The sequence below is a fragment of the Ochrovirga pacifica genome (assembly GCF_000220525.1).
In the GTDB taxonomy this organism is placed as follows: domain Bacteria; phylum Bacteroidota; class Bacteroidia; order Flavobacteriales; family Flavobacteriaceae; genus Ochrovirga; species Ochrovirga pacifica.
Genome location: NZ_AFPK01000027.1, coordinates 23,138 through 45,866 on the forward strand (window position 1 = coordinate 23,138; position 22,729 = coordinate 45,866).

25 protein-coding genes and 5 tRNA genes are annotated in these 22,729 nt (G+C 34.8%); 6 read left to right on the forward strand and 24 right to left on the reverse strand.

What is annotated here, in order from left to right; translation table 11 throughout:
• Positions 1 to 19: 19 nt before the first annotated feature.
• From rplJ to FS85_RS0104390, 20 genes are all read right to left on the reverse strand, one after another.
• Positions 20 to 547 (reverse strand): 50S ribosomal protein L10, encoded by a 528-nt coding sequence (gene rplJ, locus FS85_RS0104300; protein WP_010134832.1) that lies wholly within the window; start codon positions 545 to 547, stop codon positions 20 to 22.
• 23 nt (positions 548 to 570) lie between these two features.
• On the reverse strand, positions 571 to 1,260 hold the full coding sequence (gene rplA, locus FS85_RS0104305; protein ID WP_010134833.1) for a 50S ribosomal protein L1: 690 nt from the start codon (positions 1,258 to 1,260) through the stop codon (positions 571 to 573).
• An 18-nt stretch (positions 1,261 to 1,278) separates the two neighbouring features.
• On the reverse strand, positions 1,279 to 1,716 hold the full coding sequence (gene rplK / locus FS85_RS0104310) for a 50S ribosomal protein L11 (RefSeq protein WP_010134835.1): 438 nt from the start codon (positions 1,714 to 1,716) through the stop codon (positions 1,279 to 1,281).
• Positions 1,717 to 1,791: 75 nt separating this feature from the next.
• Complete coding sequence (gene nusG, locus FS85_RS0104315) at positions 1,792 to 2,346, reverse strand: transcription termination/antitermination protein NusG (protein ID WP_010134836.1); 555 nt, start codon at positions 2,344 to 2,346, stop codon at positions 1,792 to 1,794.
• Positions 2,347 to 2,355: 9 nt separating this feature from the next.
• Positions 2,356 to 2,547, reverse strand: a complete 192-nt coding sequence (secE, locus tag FS85_RS0104320; RefSeq protein WP_010134837.1) for a preprotein translocase subunit SecE — start codon at positions 2,545 to 2,547, stop codon at positions 2,356 to 2,358.
• A 123-nt stretch (positions 2,548 to 2,670) separates the two neighbouring features.
• Positions 2,671 to 2,743 (reverse strand) — tRNA-Trp (locus tag FS85_RS0104325).
• Between the two features lie 55 nt (positions 2,744 to 2,798).
• Positions 2,799 to 3,983 carry an elongation factor Tu gene (gene tuf / locus FS85_RS0104330; RefSeq protein ID WP_010134838.1) on the reverse strand — a complete coding sequence of 395 codons (1,185 nt, stop codon included), beginning with the start codon at positions 3,981 to 3,983 and terminating at the stop codon, positions 2,799 to 2,801.
• Positions 3,984 to 4,046: 63 nt separating this feature from the next.
• Positions 4,047 to 4,119, reverse strand: a tRNA-Thr gene (locus FS85_RS0104335).
• A 140-nt stretch (positions 4,120 to 4,259) separates the two neighbouring features.
• Positions 4,260 to 4,332, reverse strand: a tRNA-Gly gene (locus tag FS85_RS0104340).
• Positions 4,333 to 4,362: 30 nt separating this feature from the next.
• A tRNA-Tyr gene (locus FS85_RS0104345) sits at positions 4,363 to 4,444 on the reverse strand.
• Between the two features lie 52 nt (positions 4,445 to 4,496).
• Positions 4,497 to 4,570, reverse strand: a tRNA-Thr gene (locus tag FS85_RS0104350).
• 111 nt (positions 4,571 to 4,681) lie between these two features.
• Positions 4,682 to 4,987, reverse strand: coding sequence for a ribosome hibernation-promoting factor, HPF/YfiA family (hpf, locus tag FS85_RS0104355; protein ID WP_010134839.1), 306 nt, complete (start codon positions 4,985 to 4,987; stop codon positions 4,682 to 4,684).
• 4 nt (positions 4,988 to 4,991) lie between these two features.
• Positions 4,992 to 5,885 (reverse strand): tyrosine-type recombinase/integrase, encoded by an 894-nt coding sequence (locus FS85_RS0104360; RefSeq protein ID WP_033194565.1) that lies wholly within the window; start codon positions 5,883 to 5,885, stop codon positions 4,992 to 4,994.
• Between the two features lie 81 nt (positions 5,886 to 5,966).
• Positions 5,967 to 6,164 (reverse strand): 30S ribosomal protein S21, encoded by a 198-nt coding sequence (gene rpsU / locus FS85_RS0104365; RefSeq protein WP_010134841.1) that lies wholly within the window; start codon positions 6,162 to 6,164, stop codon positions 5,967 to 5,969.
• A 159-nt stretch (positions 6,165 to 6,323) separates the two neighbouring features.
• On the reverse strand, positions 6,324 to 7,466 hold the full coding sequence (locus FS85_RS0104370; protein ID WP_010134842.1) for an acyl-CoA dehydrogenase family protein: 1,143 nt from the start codon (positions 7,464 to 7,466) through the stop codon (positions 6,324 to 6,326).
• A gap of 21 nt (positions 7,467 to 7,487) precedes the next feature.
• A complete protein-coding gene (locus tag FS85_RS0104375; RefSeq protein ID WP_010134843.1) occupies positions 7,488 to 8,339 on the reverse strand; it encodes a ComEA family DNA-binding protein in 852 nt (283 codons plus the stop codon).
• 26 nt (positions 8,340 to 8,365) lie between these two features.
• Positions 8,366 to 9,988 carry an alanine/glycine:cation symporter family protein gene (locus FS85_RS0104380; protein WP_010134845.1) on the reverse strand — a complete coding sequence of 541 codons (1,623 nt, stop codon included), beginning with the start codon at positions 9,986 to 9,988 and terminating at the stop codon, positions 8,366 to 8,368.
• Positions 9,981 to 10,664 carry a potassium channel family protein gene (locus FS85_RS15925; protein ID WP_010134846.1) on the reverse strand — a complete coding sequence of 228 codons (684 nt, stop codon included), beginning with the start codon at positions 10,662 to 10,664 and terminating at the stop codon, positions 9,981 to 9,983. Before FS85_RS15925 ends, FS85_RS0104380 begins: the two co-directional genes overlap by 8 nt.
• Positions 10,665 to 10,678: 14 nt before the next feature.
• Positions 10,679 to 10,972 (reverse strand): potassium channel family protein, encoded by a 294-nt coding sequence (locus tag FS85_RS16845; protein WP_010134847.1) that lies wholly within the window; start codon positions 10,970 to 10,972, stop codon positions 10,679 to 10,681.
• Positions 10,973 to 10,980: 8 nt separating this feature from the next.
• Positions 10,981 to 11,208, reverse strand: a complete 228-nt coding sequence (locus FS85_RS0104390; protein ID WP_010134848.1) for a PspC family transcriptional regulator — start codon at positions 11,206 to 11,208, stop codon at positions 10,981 to 10,983.
• A gap of 157 nt (positions 11,209 to 11,365) precedes the next feature.
• Between FS85_RS0104390 and FS85_RS0104395 the strand changes: the two genes are divergently transcribed.
• The 4 genes from FS85_RS0104395 to rlmF all read left to right on the forward strand — a co-directional run bounded on the left by FS85_RS0104395 (position 11,366) and on the right by rlmF (position 15,958).
• The gene (locus FS85_RS0104395; protein WP_010134849.1) at positions 11,366 to 13,471 is read left to right on the forward strand and encodes a Tex family protein; all 2,106 of its coding nucleotides are present in this window, start codon (positions 11,366 to 11,368) and stop codon (positions 13,469 to 13,471) included.
• A gap of 70 nt (positions 13,472 to 13,541) precedes the next feature.
• Complete coding sequence (locus tag FS85_RS0104400; protein ID WP_010134850.1) at positions 13,542 to 14,228, forward strand: SIR2 family NAD-dependent protein deacylase; 687 nt, start codon at positions 13,542 to 13,544, stop codon at positions 14,226 to 14,228.
• Between the two features lies 1 nt (position 14,229).
• The gene (locus FS85_RS15095; protein WP_010134851.1) at positions 14,230 to 15,045 is read left to right on the forward strand and encodes a DUF1853 family protein; all 816 of its coding nucleotides are present in this window, start codon (positions 14,230 to 14,232) and stop codon (positions 15,043 to 15,045) included.
• A 67-nt stretch (positions 15,046 to 15,112) separates the two neighbouring features.
• On the forward strand, positions 15,113 to 15,958 hold the full coding sequence (gene rlmF, locus FS85_RS0104410) for a 23S rRNA (adenine(1618)-N(6))-methyltransferase RlmF (protein ID WP_010134852.1): 846 nt from the start codon (positions 15,113 to 15,115) through the stop codon (positions 15,956 to 15,958).
• A gap of 66 nt (positions 15,959 to 16,024) precedes the next feature.
• Here the strand turns inward: rlmF and fsa are convergent, their stop codons facing one another.
• From fsa to FS85_RS0104430, 4 genes are all read right to left on the reverse strand, one after another.
• Positions 16,025 to 16,675, reverse strand: coding sequence for a fructose-6-phosphate aldolase (gene fsa / locus FS85_RS0104415; protein ID WP_010134853.1), 651 nt, complete (start codon positions 16,673 to 16,675; stop codon positions 16,025 to 16,027).
• Between the two features lie 19 nt (positions 16,676 to 16,694).
• Positions 16,695 to 18,107, reverse strand: a complete 1,413-nt coding sequence (gene xylE / locus FS85_RS0104420; protein ID WP_010134854.1) for a D-xylose transporter XylE — start codon at positions 18,105 to 18,107, stop codon at positions 16,695 to 16,697.
• A 64-nt stretch (positions 18,108 to 18,171) separates the two neighbouring features.
• Positions 18,172 to 19,503, reverse strand: coding sequence for a xylose isomerase (xylA, locus tag FS85_RS0104425; RefSeq protein WP_010134855.1), 1,332 nt, complete (start codon positions 19,501 to 19,503; stop codon positions 18,172 to 18,174).
• A 17-nt stretch (positions 19,504 to 19,520) separates the two neighbouring features.
• Positions 19,521 to 21,005, reverse strand: coding sequence for a xylulokinase (locus FS85_RS0104430; protein ID WP_029489267.1), 1,485 nt, complete (start codon positions 21,003 to 21,005; stop codon positions 19,521 to 19,523).
• Positions 21,006 to 21,170: 165 nt separating this feature from the next.
• Here FS85_RS0104430 and FS85_RS0104435 point away from each other — a divergent pair, with 165 nt between their 5' ends.
• Complete coding sequence (locus FS85_RS0104435) at positions 21,171 to 21,836, forward strand: NUDIX hydrolase (RefSeq protein ID WP_010134857.1); 666 nt, start codon at positions 21,171 to 21,173, stop codon at positions 21,834 to 21,836.
• Between the two features lie 11 nt (positions 21,837 to 21,847).
• A complete protein-coding gene (locus FS85_RS15100; RefSeq protein ID WP_010134858.1) occupies positions 21,848 to 22,711 on the forward strand; it encodes an alpha/beta hydrolase in 864 nt (287 codons plus the stop codon).
• The last annotated feature ends 18 nt before the right edge of the window (positions 22,712 to 22,729 follow it).

The following is a 22,729-nucleotide window of genomic DNA, read 5'->3' on the forward strand; positions in this document are numbered from 1 at the left end:
ATTTATTTGTGCGCTTAATTTATTCTGGACGCTCTGATAAAGTCTTAACGATTCCAGAAAGCTTTTGACCACCTGATTGTAAAGCTGATACAACGTTTTTAGCAGGTGATTGTAATAACGTAATGATGTCTCCGATAACTTCATCTTTAGACTTGATACTTACAAGTGCTTCTAACTGATTATCTCCTACATATACAGCTTCTTCTACATAAGCTCCTTTTAACAAAGGCTTTTCAGATTTTGCTGACTTACGAAATTCTTTGATTAATTTTGCAGGTGCATTCCCTACTTCAGAGTACAATACAGACGTATTTCCTTTTAAGATAGTAGGCAATTCTCCAAAGTCTTTTTCAGACTTCTCCATTGCTTTTTCTAGCAATGTATTTTTTACAACAGATAATTTGATACCTGCTTTAAAACAAGCTCTTCTTAAGTTTGAAGTTGTTGCTGCATCCAATCCTGAAATATCAGCAATGTAAATTACTCCATTATCCTCTAATTGGCTTGTCAAATCTTCAATTACTTGAAATTTTTCTTCTCTTGTCATTGTGTATAAGTTTTAACAGCTAATTAAAGTGATTTGGTATCCAACTGAACTGAAGGAGACTGTGTACTAGAGATAAATGCACTCTTGATGTAAGTTCCTTTAGCCGCTGTTGGCTTCAACTTAATTATCGTTTGAATTAATTCATTTGCGTTTTCCGTCAATTTCTGAGCATCAAAAGAAACTTTACCGATAGCAGCATGAACAATACCTGTTTTGTCTACTTTAAAGTCAATTTTACCTGCTTTTACTTCAGAAACAGCCTTGCTAATGTCCATTGTTACTGTTCCTGTTTTTGGGTTAGGCATTAAACCTCTAGGTCCTAAGATACGTCCTAACGGCCCTAATTTACCCATTACAGAAGGCATTGTAATGATCACATCAACATCAGTCCATCCTGATTTAATTTTTGCTAAATACTCGTCCAACCCAACATAATCAGCTCCCGCTTCTTTTGCTTCTGCTTCTTTGTCTGGAGTTACTAAAGCTAAAACTTTAACATCTTTTCCCGTTCCGTGAGGTAAAGTTACTACTCCACGAACCATTTGATTTGCCTTTCTTGGATCTACTCCTAAACGCAAAGCGATATCAACAGATGCATCAAAATTAGCTGATGTAATTTCTTTTACTAAAGTAGATGCTTCATTCAAAGAATAAACTTTAGAACGGTCAACCTTAGCTTGAGCTTCTTTTTGCTTTTTTGTTAATTTTGCCATGTCTTACTTGTCTATTAATTAAAATGGAGCTTCTCCACTTACTGTTACACCCATTGATCTTGCAGTACCTGCAATCATTTTCATTGCCGACTCTACTGTGAAAGCATTTAAGTCTGGCATTTTATCTTCCGCAATAACTTTTACTTGATCCCAAGTAATATCTGCTACTTTTTTACGGTTAGGTTCTCCTGACCCCCCTTTTAGTTTTGCAGCTTCTAAAATCTGAACTGCAGCTGGTGGAGTTTTTACTACAAACTCAAAAGATTTATCCGAGTATACTGTAATAGCAACTGGCAATACTTTTCCTTGTTTGTCTTGAGTTCTTGCATTAAACTGCTTACAGAACTCCATAATGTTAACTCCGGCAGCACCTAAAGCAGGACCTACTGGTGGTGAAGGATTTGCTTGCCCTCCCTTTACCTGTAATTTTACAATCTTACTTACTTCTTTTGCCATTTTAATATAAAATTAAATTAAGCCTTGTACTTATAAGTTGGAAGCCAGCACAAAACTAAATTGTAACATTCTTATTTATGATATTTTATCTACTTGCATATAGTTTAATTCTAATGGTGTTTTTCTTCCAAAAATCTTAACCATTACTTCTAACTTACGCTTATCTTCGTGAATTACTTCGATTATTCCATCAAACCCATTGAAAGGTCCATCTACTACTTTAACGGTCTCACCAACAGTGTAAGGTATTGCAACATTGTTATCTGCTTCTACAGTCAATTCATCTACTTTACCTAACATTCTGTTAATTTCACTTTGTCTCATCGGAACAGGATCTCCTCCTTTAGTTTCTCCTAAAAAACCAATTACTCCTGTAACCGCTTTTATTACGTGAGGAACTTCTCCACTTAAATTTGCCTGAACCATTACATATCCAGGAAAATAAACACGCTCTCTTGTACTTTTTTTCCCGTTACGTACTTGAACGACTTTTTCTGTAGGTACCAAAACCTGATCGACATAATCAGACAGACCAAATCTTGCTATATCTTGTTCAATATAAGACTTGACCTTATTTTCCTGACCTCCGATTGCTCTTACTACATACCATTTCTTTACAGAATCAGCCATAACTACTTTTTACTTTATAATATTAAAAAAACCTTCTAATGCCTTTTGAAAACCTTGATCTACAGCAAATACTACTACGGCAAATACAATAGTAAATACAGCTACTACTACAGTAGATTTCTGAGCTTCTTCTTTAGACACCCAAGTCATTTCATCTTTTAATTCTGAAAATGACGACTTTACGTATTCTATAATATTCATATTATTTTTCTTAAAAAGTGGTGCAAAGATATAAAATTATTCAACACGCAAATAACTTTATATCTTTTTTTAATTTTCTTGTTAAAAAAAGGAACTATATAAAATATAATTCCTTTGTTTTTGCACGGGCGGAGAGGCTCGAACTCCCGACACCTGGTTTTGGAGACCAGTGCTCTACCAACTGAGCTACGCCCGTAAAAAAGGAGCTTAGCTTATACTAAGCTCCAAATATTATAATATAATCTTTATGATTACAAGATTTCAGTAACCTGACCAGCTCCTACTGTTCTACCTCCTTCACGGATTGCGAAACGTAATCCTACGTTCATTGCAATTGGAGAGTGTAAATCTACAGTAATAGTTAAGTTATCTCCTGGCATTACCATCTCTACTCCATCAGGTAAATTGATAGTTCCTGTTACGTCTGTTGTACGTACGTAGAACTGTGGACGGTAGTTGTTGTGGAATGGAGTGTGACGTCCACCTTCTTCTTTTTTCAAGATATAAACCTCTGCCTTAAATTTGTCGTGTGGAGTTACAGAACCTGGCTTACAGATCACCATACCTCTTTTGATTTGAGACTTTTCAATACCTCTTAACAAAATACCTACGTTATCTCCTGCTTCACCTCTATCTAAAATCTTACGGAACATCTCAACTCCAGTAATAGTAGAAGTTAATTTTTCAGCACCCATACCAATAATATCAACAGCTTCACCTGTTAATGCAACTCCAGTTTCGATACGTCCTGTAGCAACAGTACCACGTCCTGTAATAGAGAAAACATCTTCAATTGGCATTAAGAAATCTTTATCTACTTCTCTTGTTGGCTCTTCAATCCATTCATCAACAGCATTCATTAATTCTAAGATTGTCTCAACCCATTTTGGCTCATCGTTCAATCCTCCTAATGCAGATCCTTGAATTACTGGAGTATTATCACCATCGTAGTCATAGAAAGACAACAAGTCTCTAACTTCCATATCTACTAACTCTAACAACTCCTCATCATCAACCATATCAACTTTGTTTAAGAAAACAACGATACGAGGAATACCAACCTGACGTCCTAACAAGATGTGCTCACGAGTTTGTGGCATAGGTCCATCAGTTGCAGCTACTACCAAAATAGCACCATCCATCTGTGCAGCTCCAGTTACCATGTTCTTTACATAATCGGCGTGACCTGGACAGTCAACGTGAGCGTAGTGACGTTTTTCAGTCTCATACTCTACGTGAGATGTGTTAATAGTAATACCTCTTTCTTTTTCTTCTGGTGCATTATCGATCGTATCGAAATCTCTTACTTGAGCTCCAGTTACTTTTGCCAATACAGTAGTAATAGCAGCAGTTAAAGTAGTTTTACCGTGGTCAACGTGTCCGATTGTACCGATGTTTAAGTGCGGTTTCGAACGGTCAAATGTTTCCTTTGCCATGATTCTTAATTTTTATTCTTAGTTATATATTTAGTGTTTATTCTTAAAACCTTTACGATTTTGAGCCAATGACGGGATTTGAACCCGTGACCTCATCCCTACCAAGGATGCGCTCTACCAACTGAGCTACACCGGCAATGGTATATTTGATATTAAATACTCGAACATAAGACCCATCATCTACTTCTTAACATCTCATATCTAAAATCCGATATAACTTTTTAGCTCTAAACAAAAACCATCTTATGAAGATAATTTTCTTAATGAACTTTTTTGAGCGGGAGACCGGGTTCGAACCGGCGACATTCAGCTTGGAAGGCTGACGCTCTACCAACTGAGCTACTCCCGCTTATTTCAACTTTAATAAAGTTTAAAATTGTGGTGAGAGAAGGATTCGAACCTTCGAAGACATAGTCAGCGGATTTACAGTCCGCCCTCGTTGGCCACTTGAGTATCTCACCAATCCAATAATGTTATGGAACTTAAACAAGTAATTACCTTCTTGTTTTCTTGAGCCGATGAAGGGACTCGAACCCCCGACCTGCTGATTACAAATCAGCTGCTCTAGCCAGCTGAGCTACATCGGCTTTTTTGTTATGTTAACAAGCCATAAAAAAACAGCCCGCTATCTTAACGGACTGCAAATTTATAAAGTTTTAGATATCATGCAAAAAAAACATTAAATATTTTATCTTTTTTTATTGCTGCAACTCTCTTTCCTTTTCTTTGGTCTTCATTACCTGCCTTCTCATAGAGTCTACACACAAACTAATCCCTTCCTCAAAGGTCTTTGCTTCTTTTTTAACCATTAGATCATGATTGGGAACATTCAGTTTCAATTCTGTCACTTTGTTTTCTTTCTCGCTGGTCTGCTTCACCTTTAAAAACACTTCTGCATCTACGATTTTATCGTGGAATTTCTCTAAGCCTGCTACTTTCTTTTGCACAAAGTTTACCAAATCTTTGTCTGCTGTGAAATTTACGGATTGAATGTTTACTTTCATACAGTTACTTTTTTGTGGCATTTCTAGGGTGTGCCTGGTTATATACTTGTTTTAACTTTTCTAAGCTATTGTGCGTATAAACTTGGGTAGCAGCTAAACTAGAATGCCCTAGCAATTCTTTTACTGAGTTTAGATCTGCTCCATTATTTACCAAAGTCGTTGCATAGGCATGCCTTAATACATGTGGACTTTTAACTTGCTTAGTGGAAGTCTCACTAAAATATAAATTTATAATTCGATAAACAAGTGAACTGTACAATTTAGCTCCTCTTTTTGTTACAAAGAGCGAACTGTCTTTTGTATCAATCTGACTTCTAAGTTTTAAATAACAAACCAACTCTTCCACAACTGCATCATAAAGCGGAATCATGCGCTGCTTGTTTCTTTTTCCTGTAACTTTTATGGTTTTGTTAGATAATTCTAAATCTTCTATTCTTAAGCCAATCAATTCTGCTTGTCTTATTCCTGAAGCATACAAAAGATGTATCATCATTTTGTTCCTATATTTTTCAAACTCAGACAGTCCTTTCACCTCTAAAGTTAGTGCTGCTTCTATTTCCTGTTCTGAGAAAGGAATCATTACTTTTTTTTCTTCGTTTAAGCTTTTTTGCTGTTCTACTGGGTTTTGATGGAGTTCTTCTATTTTTTGCAGAAATTTATAAAATGCTTTTAACGAACTTAACTTTCTATTGATACTCCTGTTGCTTAATTGCTTCTTTTTAAGAAACACTACCCAAGATCTTACTACATCTTTATCTACTTCCAAACAGTCTACTAAAGCCGTATTTCTAATATACACTAAAAAGTCTTTGATGTCTTTTTGATAAGCGGTAACAGTATGGCTGGAATTCTTTTTTTCCAAGCTCAGATAATCAATAAATTTTTGAAGTAATTCCATAAAACAATCTTAATAACTGGAAGATACAAAAAAAACCCTGTGGCAATCACAGGGTTTTAGTTTTTGAGCAGTTTAAGCTAATTATGCTTGTTCTGCATTTGTTTTCATACGTTGAACATAAGCTGCTTTGATTCTTTGCTTACGGTTTACAACAGATGGTTTGTTGTATTGTTGACGTTCACGCAAAGTTTTCATAGTCTTTGTACGGTCAAATTTTCTTTTGAAACGCTTTAAAGCTCTATCAATGTTTTCTCCGTCTTTTACTGGAATGATTAACATAATTTAGCACCTCCCTTCATGTCGTAATATATTTTTAGTGTTTTTTGATTCTTATTTTCGGACTGCAAAGATATACAAAATTTACGAAGCTGCAAGTATAAAAAATATAAAGTTTTTACTCTTACAACTTTAAAACATTCACCTTTTTCATCTTAAAAACTAGTCTTTTAATATGTCTCTAGAGATTACCACTTTTTGTATTTCCGTTGTTCCTTCGCCTATGGTACACAACTTACTATCTCTAAAAAATTTCTCTACAGGAAAATCCTTGGTATATCCATAACCTCCGTGAATCTGAATCGCTTCATTTGCTACCTTAACACATGTTTCAGATGCATACATTTTAGCCATTGCTCCTATAGTTGTCATTCGCTCTCCTAGTTCTTTTTTAGCTGCTGCTTTGTGTGTTAATAACTCTGATGCTTCTATTTCTGTTGCCATATCGGCCAACTTGAACGAGATTCCTTGGAACGATGAAATTGGTTTTCCAAACTGTATTCTTTCTTTAGCGTATTTTAAGGCAGCCTGATAAGCTCCTTTTGCAATCCCTAAAGACAAAGCAGCAATAGAAATTCTACCTCCGTCTAATACTTTCATAGATTGTACAAAACCTTCTCCAACTTCTCCTAAAATATTTTCTTTTGGAACCCTACAATTATCAAAAATAAGTTCTGCAGTTTCAGAAGCACGCATTCCTAATTTGTCTTCTTTTTTTCCTGATGTAAATCCAGGAGTTCCTTTCTCTACCGCAAAAGCTGTCATTCCATGAGAATCTCCTTTTGCTCCTGTTCTTGCAATTACAACAGCAATATCTCCGCTTATAGCATGGGTAATAAAATTTTTAGCACCATTTAAAATATACGCTTCTCCATCCAAAACAGCTGTAGTATTCATACCTCCTGCATCCGATCCTGTATTATGCTCTGTCAACCCCCAAGCTCCAATCCATTCTCCTGTTGCTAATTTCGGCAACCATTTCTTTTTTTGTTCATCGCTAGCAAACTGCATAATATGCCCTGTACAAAGTGAGTTGTGAGCAGCAACCGACAAACCAATAGCAGGATCTACTTTAGAAATTTCTTCTATCACCGTGATATATTCATGATAGGTAAGCCCTGCCCCTCCATAAGTTTCAGGAACTAAAACTCCCATAAACCCCATTTCTCCTAATTTCTTAAACAGTTCTACCGGAAATAATTGACTCTCATCCCATTGATTAACGTTGGGAGCAATATGAATTTTAGCAAAATCTTTTATGGATTCTGCTATCATTTTTTGGGTTTCGTTTTGCTCAAAGTTCATTCAAAAAAAGTTTTAGCTGTTTTAATGAGCGTGCAAATATAAACTTATTAACTCATATTTGTCCACTGGAAAATCTCTTATTGTTTTTAACTCTGCTAAGTTCTTAATTTCCCCCACTTTGCTTCTATAGATTACTATAGATTTTGCTTGTTTATAATTTATATAAACTATGCCTTTTAACTCATCTAACGTAGCCAGATTTACATCTATTTTTTGGATTTCTGGAGCAGAAAGCACTCTAAACTCTTTCTGAAGATTAACCAGAACCTCTTCTGGAATTCCCCAAACTTCTTTTAACTGAGCATCTGATGCAAAACCACCCAATAAGTTTCTATATTTAATAAGAGTAGCAGCTCTTTTTTCTCCGATTCCACTTATTTTTTTAAGATCATTTGTGGTTGCTTTGTTAATATCTTTTAAAACAACCTTATTTTTTATATGTTTCTTAGGCTTATCTCTTTTAATTGTCTTTTTGTTTTTTACCCAGTCTGGGAATTTAAAATACGGAGTGAGTTCTTTTAATAATGAATCTGAAATTTGAGTAATTTCCTGAAACTCTTTCCCAGAATTCACGTATTTCCCTTTTTGTCGATAAGCAAACAATCTATCTATCTGTTTGGCAGAAATTCCTAATTGGTATGCTTTGTAATCAGAAATATAATTGGGGTTAAAAGTGTAACGTTTTGGTTCTGCAGCTTGTTTCCTTAATTGATGTATTTCCTGTTGTAGTTCTTGGGTTATTACCATACTTGATTGTTCCTTTCTTGAAAAGGAATACAGCCATATAAATAGCTGTAATAGCAAAATCAAAAAAGCCAACGCAAAAATTCCATTGCGTTGACTTTTTGTATACTTTATTAAACTTCTTTTCATAACTTTTGTAAGTTATGAAAATTTCATCAATCTTCTACTTTGTGTTTGATTGCTGTTAAATATCGTTTAATTTCATGACGTACTTTAGGGGCTAAAATCACCAAACCTATTACATTGGGAAACACCATGGCAAAAATCATGGAATCTGAAAACTCTACCACTGAGTTTAACGAAGAAGAGGCTCCTACAATAATTACCAATAAGAACAATACTTTATAAGTTATATCTGCTACTTTCCCCTTTCCAAACAAATAGCTCCATCCTTGAATTCCGTAATAAGACCAAGACAACATCGTAGAAAAAGCAAATAAAATTACCGCAACCGTTAGTACAATAGAAAAATTAGGAATTGAAGAGTCAAAAGCAGCAGAAGTTAAATCTACCCCTCCTAATTGCTCTCCTGTTCCGTTCATTATTACATTACTTCCTTCAAGTTTTCCGTATTCAAACAAATTGCTTTTTAAATTGGTTATTACAATAACCAAAGCGGTCATTGTACAAATAACTACTGTATCTACAAAAGGACCTATACTTGCTACAATCCCTTCACTTGCCGGAAATTTTGTCTTTACAGCTGCATGGGCAATCGATGCAGATCCTACTCCGGCTTCATTAGAAAAGGCTGCTCTTTGAAAACCTACAATCATCACTCCTACAAAACCTCCTAATAAAGAACTACTATCAAACGCTCCTTGCCATATTTGCAATGCTGCATCAGGAATCATTTCAAAGTTTTTAAAGATGATGATTAACGAAGCTCCAACAAATAAAATTCCCATAAAGGGAACTACTTTTTCGGTTACTTGGCCAATCCTTTTAATACCTCCAATAATTACAATCCCTACCAAAACAGCTAAAAATACTCCAAAAAAGAATCCAGACTTCATTCCTGTAAGAGACATAAACTGTGCTGTTGCTTGATTGGATTGAAACATATTTCCACCTCCAAAAGAACCTCCTACAACAAAAACTGCATACATACCTGCCAATACTTTTCCTAATTTGGCTAAGTTTTTTTCTGCCAGTCCTTTTCTTAAGTAATACATAGGACCTCCGTATATTTTACCTTCATCACTTACCTCTCTGTACTTTACTCCCAAAGTAGCTTCAACAAGTTTGGTAGACATTCCTAAAAATCCAGCTAAAATCATCCAAATAATTGCTCCTGGCCCTCCTAAGGCAATGGCAACAGCAACCCCAGCAATGTTTCCTAGCCCTACGGTTGCAGACAAAGCAGCTGTTAAAGCTTGAAAATGAGTAACCACTCCAATAACAGGAGTTGTTTCTCTTTCTTTGTCAGAATCTGCTACGTCTTTAATTTTTTCGATAGAATCTCCTTCTTCAAAAGCATGATCTATTTCATCATAATCTCCTTTGGTGGCTTTAAAAGCTACTTTTAACAAACGGATATTTGCAAACTTAAAGTACAAGGTAAAAAACAGGGCTCCTACCAGTAAAATAATCAAAACAATAGGAACTGTTTTTGGTCCAATCTGAATGTCGTAGAACACTATTTGTGTAACTACATGAGATATGGGCTGAAACTTTTCTTCAATTAACTCATCAATAGAGGCAAAAGAAAATGTTGGAAAAATTACCATCAAAAATCCGACGATGGTTTGTACTTTTTTACGAATTGTTTTACTCATAAACTTCTTTAAATTTTTTAATTTGTTCAGGTCTTCCCAGTACAATGAGTTTGCAGTGGGGTTCCAAAATAGTTTTAGACGATGGGTTTACTATATACTCATCTTTTTGAGTGATAAAACCAATTACATTACAACCAGAGTTTCTTCTAACATCTAGGTCACTAATCGACTTCATCATATATTCATTAGGCAATTCTTCTACGGAAATTTCTTCTAAAAACGCATTGTTTTCTCCTTCTGCACTTAATCTATCTACAAACTTTACCAAATCTGGGGTTACTAACAAAGAGGCCATATGCTCTCCTCCTAACCGATCGGGCATAATTACATTGTTTGCTCCAGCTATTTTTAACTTTTCTACAGATTGATCGCTGCTAGACCTGCTTACAATGTTTAGTTTAGGATTGATTTGTCTTGCAGATAGTACAATATACACATTATTAGCATCTGAGGACGAAGCTGCAATTAAATGACTTGCTTTTTCTATTCCTGCATTTTGTAAAATTTCATCATTGGTTGCATCTCCTTTAATAATGGTTAAATTAGGATCGATAATACCATCTAAAATGGTTTCTTCTTTTTCGATAACCACACAGGTAATGTTAAATTTTTTTAGTTTTTCGTAGGCTTGTCTTCCGTTTCTACCAAAACCACAAATAATGGTATGTCCTTCCATTTTAGAAATCTTTTTTATTTTTTTTTTGCTCGGTAGGCTTGGGCCAATATTTCATTAGAAAAAAACTCCGAAATGGTAGTTACCAAATATCCGTATGCTACAATACTAATCAGCAATAAAAAAATGGTAAACAATTTACCACTTTCATCTAAAGGTTGTACTTCTCCAAAACCTACAGTAGTTACTGTAATAATGGTCATAAAAAAAGCATCTAACACGGTGTAATTAAACGCGATGGTAAAACCTATTGTTCCTATAATAAGAACAATCGCAAATAAAAACAAGCCTTTAAAAATTTTACTTAGCATATCGCTTTTTACAGATCAAAAACTGAGGTTCTTTTGGTGCGAATCATATCTTTTAATTTTAATAAAAAAGCTAAGGTTAAATACAATCCAAACGTAGCTCCTAGGGTTACAAAAGATATGTACACAAAAAACAACCGCACGTTTACAGTTCTTATTCCTAATCGGTCTGCCAATCTTGATGAAACATCAAAACCGTAACGCTCAAAAAAATAACGAATTTTATCAATCCAATTCATCTCAAAATTCAATATGTGGCAAGATACTAAATTGACTTTACTTTTGTAAATTCCGCTTTGTTAAATCTAACCAATCAGCAAAACTAAACCAATTAATAGTTTTAAAAACACTTAAAAACTATATTTACATCCCTTAAAAAACAGTTTTAATTACAGTATGGATTATTCGTCTTTGGTAGCACAATTTACCCAAATTTCTGACAAACAAGTTCGCGTTGTTTTGAACCTTTTAAATGATGGGGCTACAATTCCTTTTGTGGCCCGTTACAGAAAAGATCAAACAGGAGGTTTAGAAGATCATGAAATCTTTGGCATTCAGAAACAACATGAGCTGGTACAAGATCTTATTAAAAGAAAAGAATACATTATTCAAAGCCTGACAGCACAAAAAATTAACGAGAGTACATTGTTAGCCAAAATTAATGCTTGTTGGGATAAAAAAGAATTAGAAGATTTGTTTTTGCCTTACAAAAGCAAACGCAAAACCAAAGCCAGTGTAGCACGTGAAAATGGTTTGGAAGGCTTAGCCAAAATCATCATGTCTCAAAATAATTACAGTCTTAATGTTAACAAATTTGTGAAAGGCAGTATTGCAAATAACGAAGAAGCTATACAAGGAGCGTTAGACATTATTGTAGAATGGGTTACAGAGCATGTGTACAGTAGAAATCAACTAAGGCGATTGTTTGTTAGAGAAGGACTATTGTTTAGCAAACTAAAAAAAGGAAAAGAAACTGAGGCTCAGACTTACAAAACCTATTTTGATTTTGAACAAAAAGCCACCAAGGTGCCATCTCATCGCATTTTAGCCATTTTAAGAGGAACCGAAGAAGGATTGCTGAGTTCTGGAATTACTGTAGACAAAACCACTACCATAGCTCAATTAGAAAGAAATTTTGTAAAAGGAAACAGTGAATCTTCTGAATTGATACAACAAGCTTTACAAACTGCCTATAACAAAAGTTTAAAACCTGCTTTAGAAAAAGAATTGCTTAAAGAACTTAAACAAAAGGCAGATGCAGATGCCGTACAAGTTTTTTCTAAAAACCTAGAGCAATTATTGTTAGCGGCTCCTGTAGGTAAAAAGAAAACACTTGCCATTGACCCTGGGTTTAAAACAGGTTGCAAGGTGGTTTGCTTAAATACCCAAGGAGATTTGTTAGAAGATACTGTTGTTTATCCACATCCTCCGCAACATCAAACACATAAAACTATAGCTACTTTAACTCATTTGGTAAACAAGCACCAAATAGAAGTTATTGCCATAGGAAATGGAACAGCGGGTAGAGAAACTGAAAGTTTGGTAAAATCAATTCGTTTTGAGCATTCTGTTGAAATTTATATGGTGAATGAAGACGGTGCTTCTATCTATTCTGCTTCAGCAATTGGAAGAGAAGAGTTTCCTGAGCACGACATTACCGTACGTGGTGCTGTAAGTATAGGACGTAGGTTGATGGATCCATTGGCAGAATTGGTAAAAATAGATCCAAAATCTTTGGGCGTGGGTCAATACCAACATGATGTAGATCAAAGCATGCTAAAAAAAGAGTTGGATCATATCGTAGAAAAATGTGTAAACAAAGTTGGTGTTCAACTGAATACTGCTAGTAAATATTTATTGCAATACATTGCAGGTATTGGCTCTGGTTTGGCTCAGAATATTGTTGATTATAGGAAAGAAAATGGAATGTTTACCAACATCAATCAACTAAAAAAAGTACCTCGTTTAGGAAACAAAGCTTTTGAACAATGCGCTGGTTTTTTACGAGTGCAAGGCAATCAACCTTTAGACAATACTGGAGTTCACCCAGAACTATACAAAGAAACCGAACTGATAGCCAAACAGTTAAAAATATCTGTAAAAGAAATGATTGGAAACCAAAGTATTTTGTCTTTGACTAAAGATATTTATTTACAAGAGAAACTTGGAAAATTGACTTTAATCGATTTACTGAACGAATTGGCTAAACCGAACCAAGACCCTAGAAAACAAGAAGATCAATTAAGCTTTGATAAAAACATTACCCATATTGAAAATTTACACGAAGGAATGATTCTACAGGGGCAAGTAACCAATATTACCAATTTTGGTGCTTTTGTAGATTTGGGAATTAAGGAAAATGGGTTGATTCATATTTCTCAAATTACAGATCGATACATTTCATCTCCTAATGATGTGTTGCATCTAAATCAGGTGGTAAAAGTAAAAATTCTGCAACTAGATGTAAGCAACAAACGTATAGGATTAACAATGAAAATATAATGAGTTCGACTTAGAAACTAGAAATCAAGAAACTTGAATCAACAACGCTTATCTTCGTAAAAAATCAATTATGAAAAACTTAGTAGTACTTACAGGAGCAGGAATTAGTGCCGAAAGCGGAGTAAAAACGTTTAGAGACCATAATGGATTGTGGGAAAACCATAATGTAATGGATGTGGCTTCTATTGATGGTTGGCATAGAAACCCAGAATTGGTGTTGGACTTTTACAATCAACGAAGATCAAAAGCAGCAAGCGTTTTTCCCAATAAAGCACATACTTATTTAGCCTTATTACAAAAACAGTTCAATGTAACTATAATTACTCAGAATGTAGATGACTTGCACGAACGTAGTGGTAGTAAAAACGTAATCCATTTACACGGAAAACTCTCCGAAGTAAAAAGCTTTAACAACCCAGCTTATATAAAAGATATTGGTGGTGATAAAATACAGTTAGGCGATTTTTGCCCAGAAGGACATCAACTTAGACCTAATATTGTTTGGTTTGGTGAAGAAGTACCTATGCTAAACAAAGCTGCTGAAATTTGTGAAACTGCTGATGTTTTTGTGATTATTGGTACCAGTTTACAAGTATACCCTGCTGCAGGACTGATTTACAACGTCCCCAAAAATACTCCGGTATTTATTATCGATCCAAAAGTAGATGAAATAGAGGTACCCAAACATTATACTTGTATACAAGAATCTGCTGTAAAAGGAGTAAAAATTTTAGAACAACACTTAAAAGCTTTGTAAATTGGCCAATTTAGAACAATTAACATATCAATATCTAGGCTTTAAAGATCAACCTAATTTATGGTTAGACAACTCTTTTTTTGACTATCCGCAAATAAACCTGCCTTTTTCTGACACTATAAATCTCTCTGATATTGATACTACAAAACATTACAGGTTGGGAAAACTAGTAGAAATATTTTATCAAAAAAATTTAGAAAAACTTACCAACTACACTCCCTTAGCCAACAACATACAATTGCAAATAAACAAACACCAGACTATTGGAGAACTGGATTTTATTTGTAGTACACCTTCTGGAATTCAGCACATAGAACTCACATATAAATTTTACTTGTACAAAACAGATATTCCTTATGAAATTGATCGATGGGTAGGCCCCAACTTAAGAGATTCTTTAGTTAAAAAACTAACAAAATTAAAAGAAAAACAATTTCCTCAGCTATATCATAAGGCTACTCAAAAGTTATTAACAAGCATAGGAATTCCTGTGAATGAGATTCAACAATCCGTTCATTTCAAAGCACAATTATACATTCCTTTAAGCTTAGTGAATCATACTTTTCCAAACATTAACAAAAATTGCATTAAAGGTTATTATATCAGTTACAAAGAAATAGACTACTTATTTCCAATGGCCTTATATCATGTTCCTAAAAAACAAGACTGGTTAATTGACCCTAAATACAATAACAAGTGGATGACCTATGTAGAAGTCAAACCAATTATTTTAGAACAAATTGCTGTAAAACATAGTCCATTAATTTGGATAAAACGCAATGATAAATTTGAACGTTTTTTTGTTACTTTTTGGTAAACACTAGCCTTTGCGTATCATTCTTTTCTAATACATCTTTGTGTTATCTTTACCAACAAATAAAAACATGCACCCTAACAATCCTTTTCAGAACAATTACGACTTTGATAAGCTTACTAGAGTAAATTCAGCTTTGCAAAAATATGTTTTTGTAAATGCATACGGAAATCAAACCATAAAGTTTGCCGATAAAGATGCTGTAAAAGAGTTGAACAAAGCACTATTGCAGCTGTATTACTATTTAGATTACTGGGATCTTCCAAAGCAAAATTTATGTCCACCCATTCCTGGACGTTTGGATTATTTGTTACATGTTGCTGATTTACTAGACAACAAAAAAGACATTCATTTGTTAGACATAGGTACAGGAGCTAATTTAATTTATCCGATTTTAGGAACTTGTCATTTTAATTGGCTATGTACAGCGAGTGAGGTTGATAACGAATCTATTAATAATGCCAAAGATATTGTTAAAAATAATCCTCTTTTAACAACTATAACCATTAGACCACAACGTTTTAAAAACTCTATTTTAGAAAACATTATTCAACCCAATGACTATTTTGATGTAGTGGTATGCAATCCTCCGTTTTTTAAAAATTCTTTTGATGCAGCTCAAAAAAACAACCAAAAAAATAAAAATTTAAAACTCACCGAAAAAGAAAACCTCAACTTTGGAGGAACATCTAACGAATTGTGGTGCAAAGGTGGCGAAGAAACTTTTGTAAAAAAAATGGCCGAAGAAAGTGTTTTATTTAAAACTCAGGTAGGATGGTTTACTTCTTTAGTTTCTCAAAAAGAACATTTAAAAAACATTAAAAGAGCCATTAACAAAACCAATCCTACAGAAGTAAAAATTGTAGACATGCAACAAGGAAACAAGCAAAGTAGGTTTGTGGCTTGGAGGTATTAAAAACCCTCGTCATCTTAATAAAAATGCGAGGGCTTTCCAACTTTATTAAATAAAATCGAAGAACGACTACATGCTTTTTGCTGCTTCTAAGAAAGTAGCCAAACCGCTATCTGTTAAAGGATGTTTCATTAAACCTTCAATAGCTTTTAATGGTCCTGTCATCACATCGGCACCAATTTTAGCACAGTCTACAATATGCATCGTATGACGTACAGAAGCAGCTAAAATTTCAGTTTCAAAACCGTAATTATCGTATACTTCTCTAATTTCCTGAATTAAGTGCAATCCATCTGTAGAAATATCATCCAAACGACCAATAAATGGAGATACATACGTTGCTCCAGCTTTTGCAGCTAATAATGCTTGTCCTACAGAAAAAACTAAAGTTACATTGGTTTTAATGCCCTTTTCGCTAAAGTATTTACACGCTTTAATTCCGTCTTTTATCATTGGTAATTTTACCACAATTTGTGGATTTAAGGCTGCCAAAGCTTCTCCTTCTTTTACCATTCCATCAAAATCTACTGAAAGTACCTCTGCACTTACATCTCCATCAACAGCATCGCAAATATCACGATAGTGTTGTAAGATGTTTTCCTCTCCAGAAATCCCTTCTTTAGCCATTAATGATGGATTGGTTGTTACCCCATCTAACACTCCTAATGCTTGCGCTTCCTTAATTTGTTCAAGGTTTGCTGTGTCGATAAAAAATTTCATTTTTTCTATTTTTTGTTAATTATTTTTTCCAAATATGTTCCATTTCTTCTAGTGTTTTTCCTTTGGTTTCAGGTACAAACTTCCACACTATTAACGTTGCTAACAATCCCATCACACCGTAAATCCAATAGGCAAAACCATGGTTGAATTGCTCCACAAGATAAGTATTTTTATCCATCATAGGGAAAGTCCAAGAAACTAAATAATTAGAAATCCACTGGGCTGCTACTGCTACTGCCAATGCTTTGCCTCTAATTTTATTGGGAAAAATTTCTGCCAACAACACCCAGCATACCGGCCCCCAGCTCATGGCAAAACCTGCTACGTAAACCAACATACAAAGCAATGCAAAAACTCCCATAGATTTGCTATAAAAAGTTCCTCCTAAAGCAAACATCGCAGTTGCCATCCCCAATGCTCCAATAATCATTAAAGGTTTTCTTCCATACTTATCAACTGTTTGAATGGCCAATATTGTAAAGGCTAGGTTTACCCCACCCACAATTATGGTTTGCAACAAAGCGGTATCGGTTCCTGAGCCCATGCTTTTAAAAATTTCGGGAGCATAGTACAACACCACGTTGATTCCTACAAACTGCTGAAATACAGAAAGTAATACTCCAATAATAATTACAGGTACTCCAAAAGAGAACAATTTACCTGAGGTTGTTTCTATAGTTCCTTTAATTTCTTCTAAAATAGAATTTGCTTTAGAAGCTCCATTTACTTTGGTCAACACCTCTAATGCCTTTTCAGGTTGCTGTTTTAACACCAAAGATCTAGGAGTATCGGGCACCGTAAATAAAAAGAATAAAAAGAGAGAGGCTGGGATAATTTCCGAAGCAAACATCCATCTCCATCCTATAGTATCTATCCAAGAATCGTCTCCTTGTGAAGCAATGTAATAATTGACAAAATACACTACTAACATTCCAAAAATAATAGCAAATTGATTCATTGAAACCAATTTTCCACGAATGTTAGCGGGTGCAATTTCTGCAATATACAATGGCGACAACATAGAAGCTAGTCCAACACCAATTCCTCCTATAACCCTATACACAATAAAAGTACTCATAAAAGTATGATCGCCTTCACCTATGGTTTTTACTAGCATTTCTGGCATAGCAGAACCAATAGCTGATAGCAAAAACAAAATGGCTGCTAGAATCAATCCCTTTTTACGGCCTAATTTTTTACTAACCAACCCTCCAAACAAACCACCAATAATACAACCAATCAATGCACTAGAAACCAACATTCCTAAGGTAGAGTTGGCTGCAGATTCTTCCAATCCTTTGGGAAGTACAAAAAAGTGTTCTAAAGAACTAACAGTTCCTGAAATTACTGCGGTGTCGTAACCAAACAACAAGCCCCCAAGGGTTGCTACTAAGGTTAATTTGGTTAAATATGCGGATTGTGATGTACTCATAATAAAAAAATTAGATATGTATTGGGCTTACTAACGCTAGCATTTTTTATAACTTTTTTAAGGATTAAATATGGTTGTTTACAATATTTTCGAACAACTCTTGCTTACCACTTATACTTTGTAACTCTCCGTTTTCTTTAGCAATGGCATACAAATCTTCAAAAGTTAATTTTCCTTCTTCAAATGCTTTTCCTTTTCCTGCATCAAAAGAAGCATATCTTTTTTCTCTTAACGCTTTGTAGTCTGATTCTCTTAAAATTCTATCAGCAACCAATAAACCTCTTGCAAAAGTATCTGCACCCCCAATGTGTGCTAAAAATACATCTTCTAGGTCTGTTGAGTTTCTTCTTATTTTTGCATCAAAGTTGATTCCACCTCCTTGCAAACCTCCATTTTCTAAGAATACCAACATGGCTTCTGCCGTTTCTTGAATGTTATTTGGGAATTGATCTGTATCCCATCCGTTTTGGTAATCTCCACGGTTTGCATCAATACTTCCTAACATACCTGCTTGTGCCGCTACATCCATTTCGTGTTGCATCGTGTGGCTTGCTAAAGTTGCGTGGTTTACTTCTAAATTAATCTTAAAGTCGTCTTGCAGTCCATGTTTGTTTAAAAAACCAATCACAGTAGCAGCATCAAAATCGTACTGATGTTTGGTCGGTTCCATAGGCTTAGGTTCTACAAAAAAGTTTCCTTTAAACCCTTTATTACGTGCATAATCTCTTGCCATTCCTAAAAACTGTCCCATGTGGTTTAACTCACGTCCCATATCTGTGTTTAATAAAGACATGTACCCTTCACGTCCTCCCCAAAACACGTAGTTTTCACCACCTAATTCCATTGTTGCATCCAAAGCCAATTTAATTTGAGCTCCAGCTCTTGCTACTACTTCAAAGTTTGGGTTTGTAGAAGCACCATTCATATAACGTGGGTTAGAAAAACAGTTGGCTGTTCCCCACAATAATTTTACTCCACTCTCTTCTTGCTTTTGTTTAATGTAGGCTACAATTTCTTTCAAACGAGCTTCAGACTCTTCAAAAGTTGCTCCTTCTTGTACCAAATCAAAATCATGAAAACAATAATAATCAAATCCCATTTTGGTAATAAACTCAAAAGCGGCATCTGCTTTGTCTTTAGCTGCCTGGATTGGATCTGCATTTTGATCCCACTCAAAATTTTGAGTTCCTGGTCCAAAAGGATCAGAGCCTTGACCACAGAACGTATGCCAATACGCTACAGAAAATTTAAAATGTTCTCTCATTGTTTTTCCTGCAACTACTTGGTCTGGATTGTAATATTTGTAAGCTAAAGGATTTTTTGAATCTTTTCCTTCGAACTTAATTTCTCCTATTCCTTTGAAGTACTCTTTACTTCCGATGGTTAATTTTGACATAATTTATAAATTGTATATTATTTTAATTTTGATTCTAATGCTTTTAGCCATTTTTGATAAGCAGTTTCTAATGCTTCTTTTTGTTGACTATCTGCTTGGTGAGTTTTGATATTATTCTCCTGAGCAAAAGCTGCTTCTAAACTTTCTATTTCTCCTGCTCCATATCCTGCCCCTATAGCAGCACCTACAGCTCCCGAAGTTTCTTTTACCTGAATTTCTGCTTCTGTTAGTGTAGCAATAGTAGTTGCAAAAATCTGAGATTGAAACATATTATCGTTTCCTACTTTTATCACTTTAGGGTTTAGCCCCAACTCTTTCATACAACGAATTCCGTACACAAAAGAAAAAGCAATTCCTTCTAAACAAGCTCTAACCATGTGGTTTAGTCCATGTTTAGCAAACTGTAATCCTTCAAACTGAGCTCCTACAATTTGATTGTTTAGCATACGTTCTGCTCCGTTTCCAAAAGGTAAAAAAGACAAACCTTCTGCTCCTGAAGCAACCTCTTGAGCCATTTTTTCTAGCTCAAAATAATCTTTATCCGATGCCAAATTATTACGCAACCAAGCATATGCACTACCTGTTCCGTTAATGCACAATAAAACTCCTAACTTTCTATCGTTTATACTATGGTTGATGTGGGCAAAAGTATTTACACGCTGATTGACATCATATTTTAACTGATCTACTACTCCATACACCACTCCAGATGTACCTCCTGTAGCAGCAATTTCTCCTGCTTTTAATACATTTAAAGAAAACGCATTGTTAGGCTGATCACCTGCTCTGTAAGATACCATTGCTTTAGGACTAAAACCGAATTTCGTTGCCATTTCTGTTGAAATTTGTCCTTGATTTGCAAAAACAGGAACAATTTTCGGGAACAAATCCGTTGCAAATCCAAAATGATCTACTATGGTTTTACTTAATTCTTCTTTCTTAAAATCCCACAAAACTCCCTCTGAAAGTCCTGTAGCTGTAGTCGTTATTTGATTGGTAAATTTGTAGGCAATATAATCTCCAGGTAACATAATTTTTGCAATCTGTTGATACGCTTCTGGTTCGTTTTCCTTTATCCAAGCCAATTTAGATGCTGTAAAATTCCCTGGGGAATTCAACATACTTTCTAAACATTTTTCTGCTCCAATTTGTTCAAACGCTTTATTTCCTACCTCAACAGCTCTACTATCACACCAAATAATAGCAGGTCTAACTACTGCCCCGGTATTTGTTAAAGTAACCAAACCATGCATTTGGTAAGCAACACCAATAGCAGTTACTTTGTTTCTTGGTTCTTCTGTTTTTTCAAAAAGTCGATTGGTTACTTTTAATACATTTTCCCACCAATCTTCTGGATGTTGCTCTGCCCAGTTTTCTTTGGGGGCATTCATTTTCATTTCCCTATCGGGATAACTAGCTGTAGCCAGTACCTTTTTTGTCTGATTGTTGTACAAAACTGCTTTTACAGACGAACTTCCTAAATCAAAACCTATTGATAACATCGTTTCTTGGATTAATATGTTTAGTTTTGTTTCAAATCCACAAAACCAAAACAACTTAGTTTACTTTTTAAACAAAGTAAAAATAACAAAAAATACAATCAAAAATTAAAAGAGCAGCATATTTTTATGCACTATGTATAATTTTGACTTAAGAACACTATAAATATGATAGAAACCTCTGTAGACTGTGTCATTTTTGGATTTCAGAATGAAAGTCTAAAAGTGCTTCTGATTAAAAGAAAAAACGAACCTTCTAAAGGATTGATGGCCTTACCTGGTGATTTTTTAGACGAAGATGTTAGCATTTATGATAGTGCAAAAAACACTCTAAAAATGATAACTGATTTAGATGACATCTATTTGGAACAAATTAAAGCATTTGGAGAAACCCACCGATACCCTGGCAAACGAGTGGTTACCATTAGTTACTATGCATTAATCAACATAGAAAATTACTCGCCACACGCAGGTTATACTGCCGAAAAACTAGAATGGTGTGATGTGGACAAACTACCAGAGCTAGCATTTGATCATAAAGAAATTATTGAATCTGCACACAGAAGACTTAAAAGAAGAGTTAGACACGAACCTATTGGATTTAACTTGTTGCCCGAAATATTTAGTTTAACCAATTTACAACATTTGTACGAAGCCATTTTACAAATAGAACTAAATAAACGTAATTTTAGAACAAAATTAAATCAAATGAAATTACTAATTAATACTGGAAAAAAACAAAAAAATGTTGCCCATAAACCTGCTGTGTTGTATCGTTTTGATGAGGAAGTATATCAAAAATTAAAAGAAGACGGATTTTATTTTAAACTATAAATCATAAAACAATGAAAAAGTTACCTATAGCAATCCTTTATTTTCTGTGCTTAACAGTTCAATTACATGCTCAAAAAGAAGTAAAGTTGGCCTACAGACCTGCCGAAGATGTTAAATGGTCGGGAACTGTACATAGTGAAAAAACAAATATTTTACGCCTTTCTAACATAGCTGAACCCAGTATTTTAATTTATTCCCCAAAAAAGGAAATCAATACAGGGACTGCTGTGGTAATTGCTCCAGGAGGTGGTTTACGCATTAACAGTATAGAAAGTGAGGGAACTATGGTTGCCGATTGGTTGGTAAAAAAAGGAGTTACTGCCATTGTATTAAAGTACCGATTGGTTCCTTCGGAAAAAGGTAAAGTAAGCGGAACTGCTGAACAAAAAGAAGAATTGTTGCAAAAAGTATTTCCATACGCTATCTCTGATGCACTTAGTGCTATTGATTATGTAAGAAAAAATGCAGCTGATCTGGGTGTAGACCCTACTAAAATTGGAATGATGGGATTTTCTGCTGGGGGTGCTGTAACTATGGGAGTTGCTTACAATTACAAAACTACAAACAGACCCGATTTTTTGGTTCCCATATATCCTTGGACATCTAAATACTCCGTAAGAAAACCTCAAGATAACGAACCTCCAATGCTTATTGTTTGTGCAACAAACGATCCTTTAGATTTGGCTATGGGAAGCATACACCTGTACACCTCTTGGAAAGAAATGGGTTTTAGTGTAGCCCTGCACATGTATGCCAAAGGCGGACATGGTTTTGGTATGCTAAAACGAAATACTCCATCGGACACTTGGATAGAGCGTTTTTACGACTGGGCTTTAAGCGAAAAGCTGATTGTTCCTATAAGCAAAGTAGAATAATTTATAAAAAAAANAGTA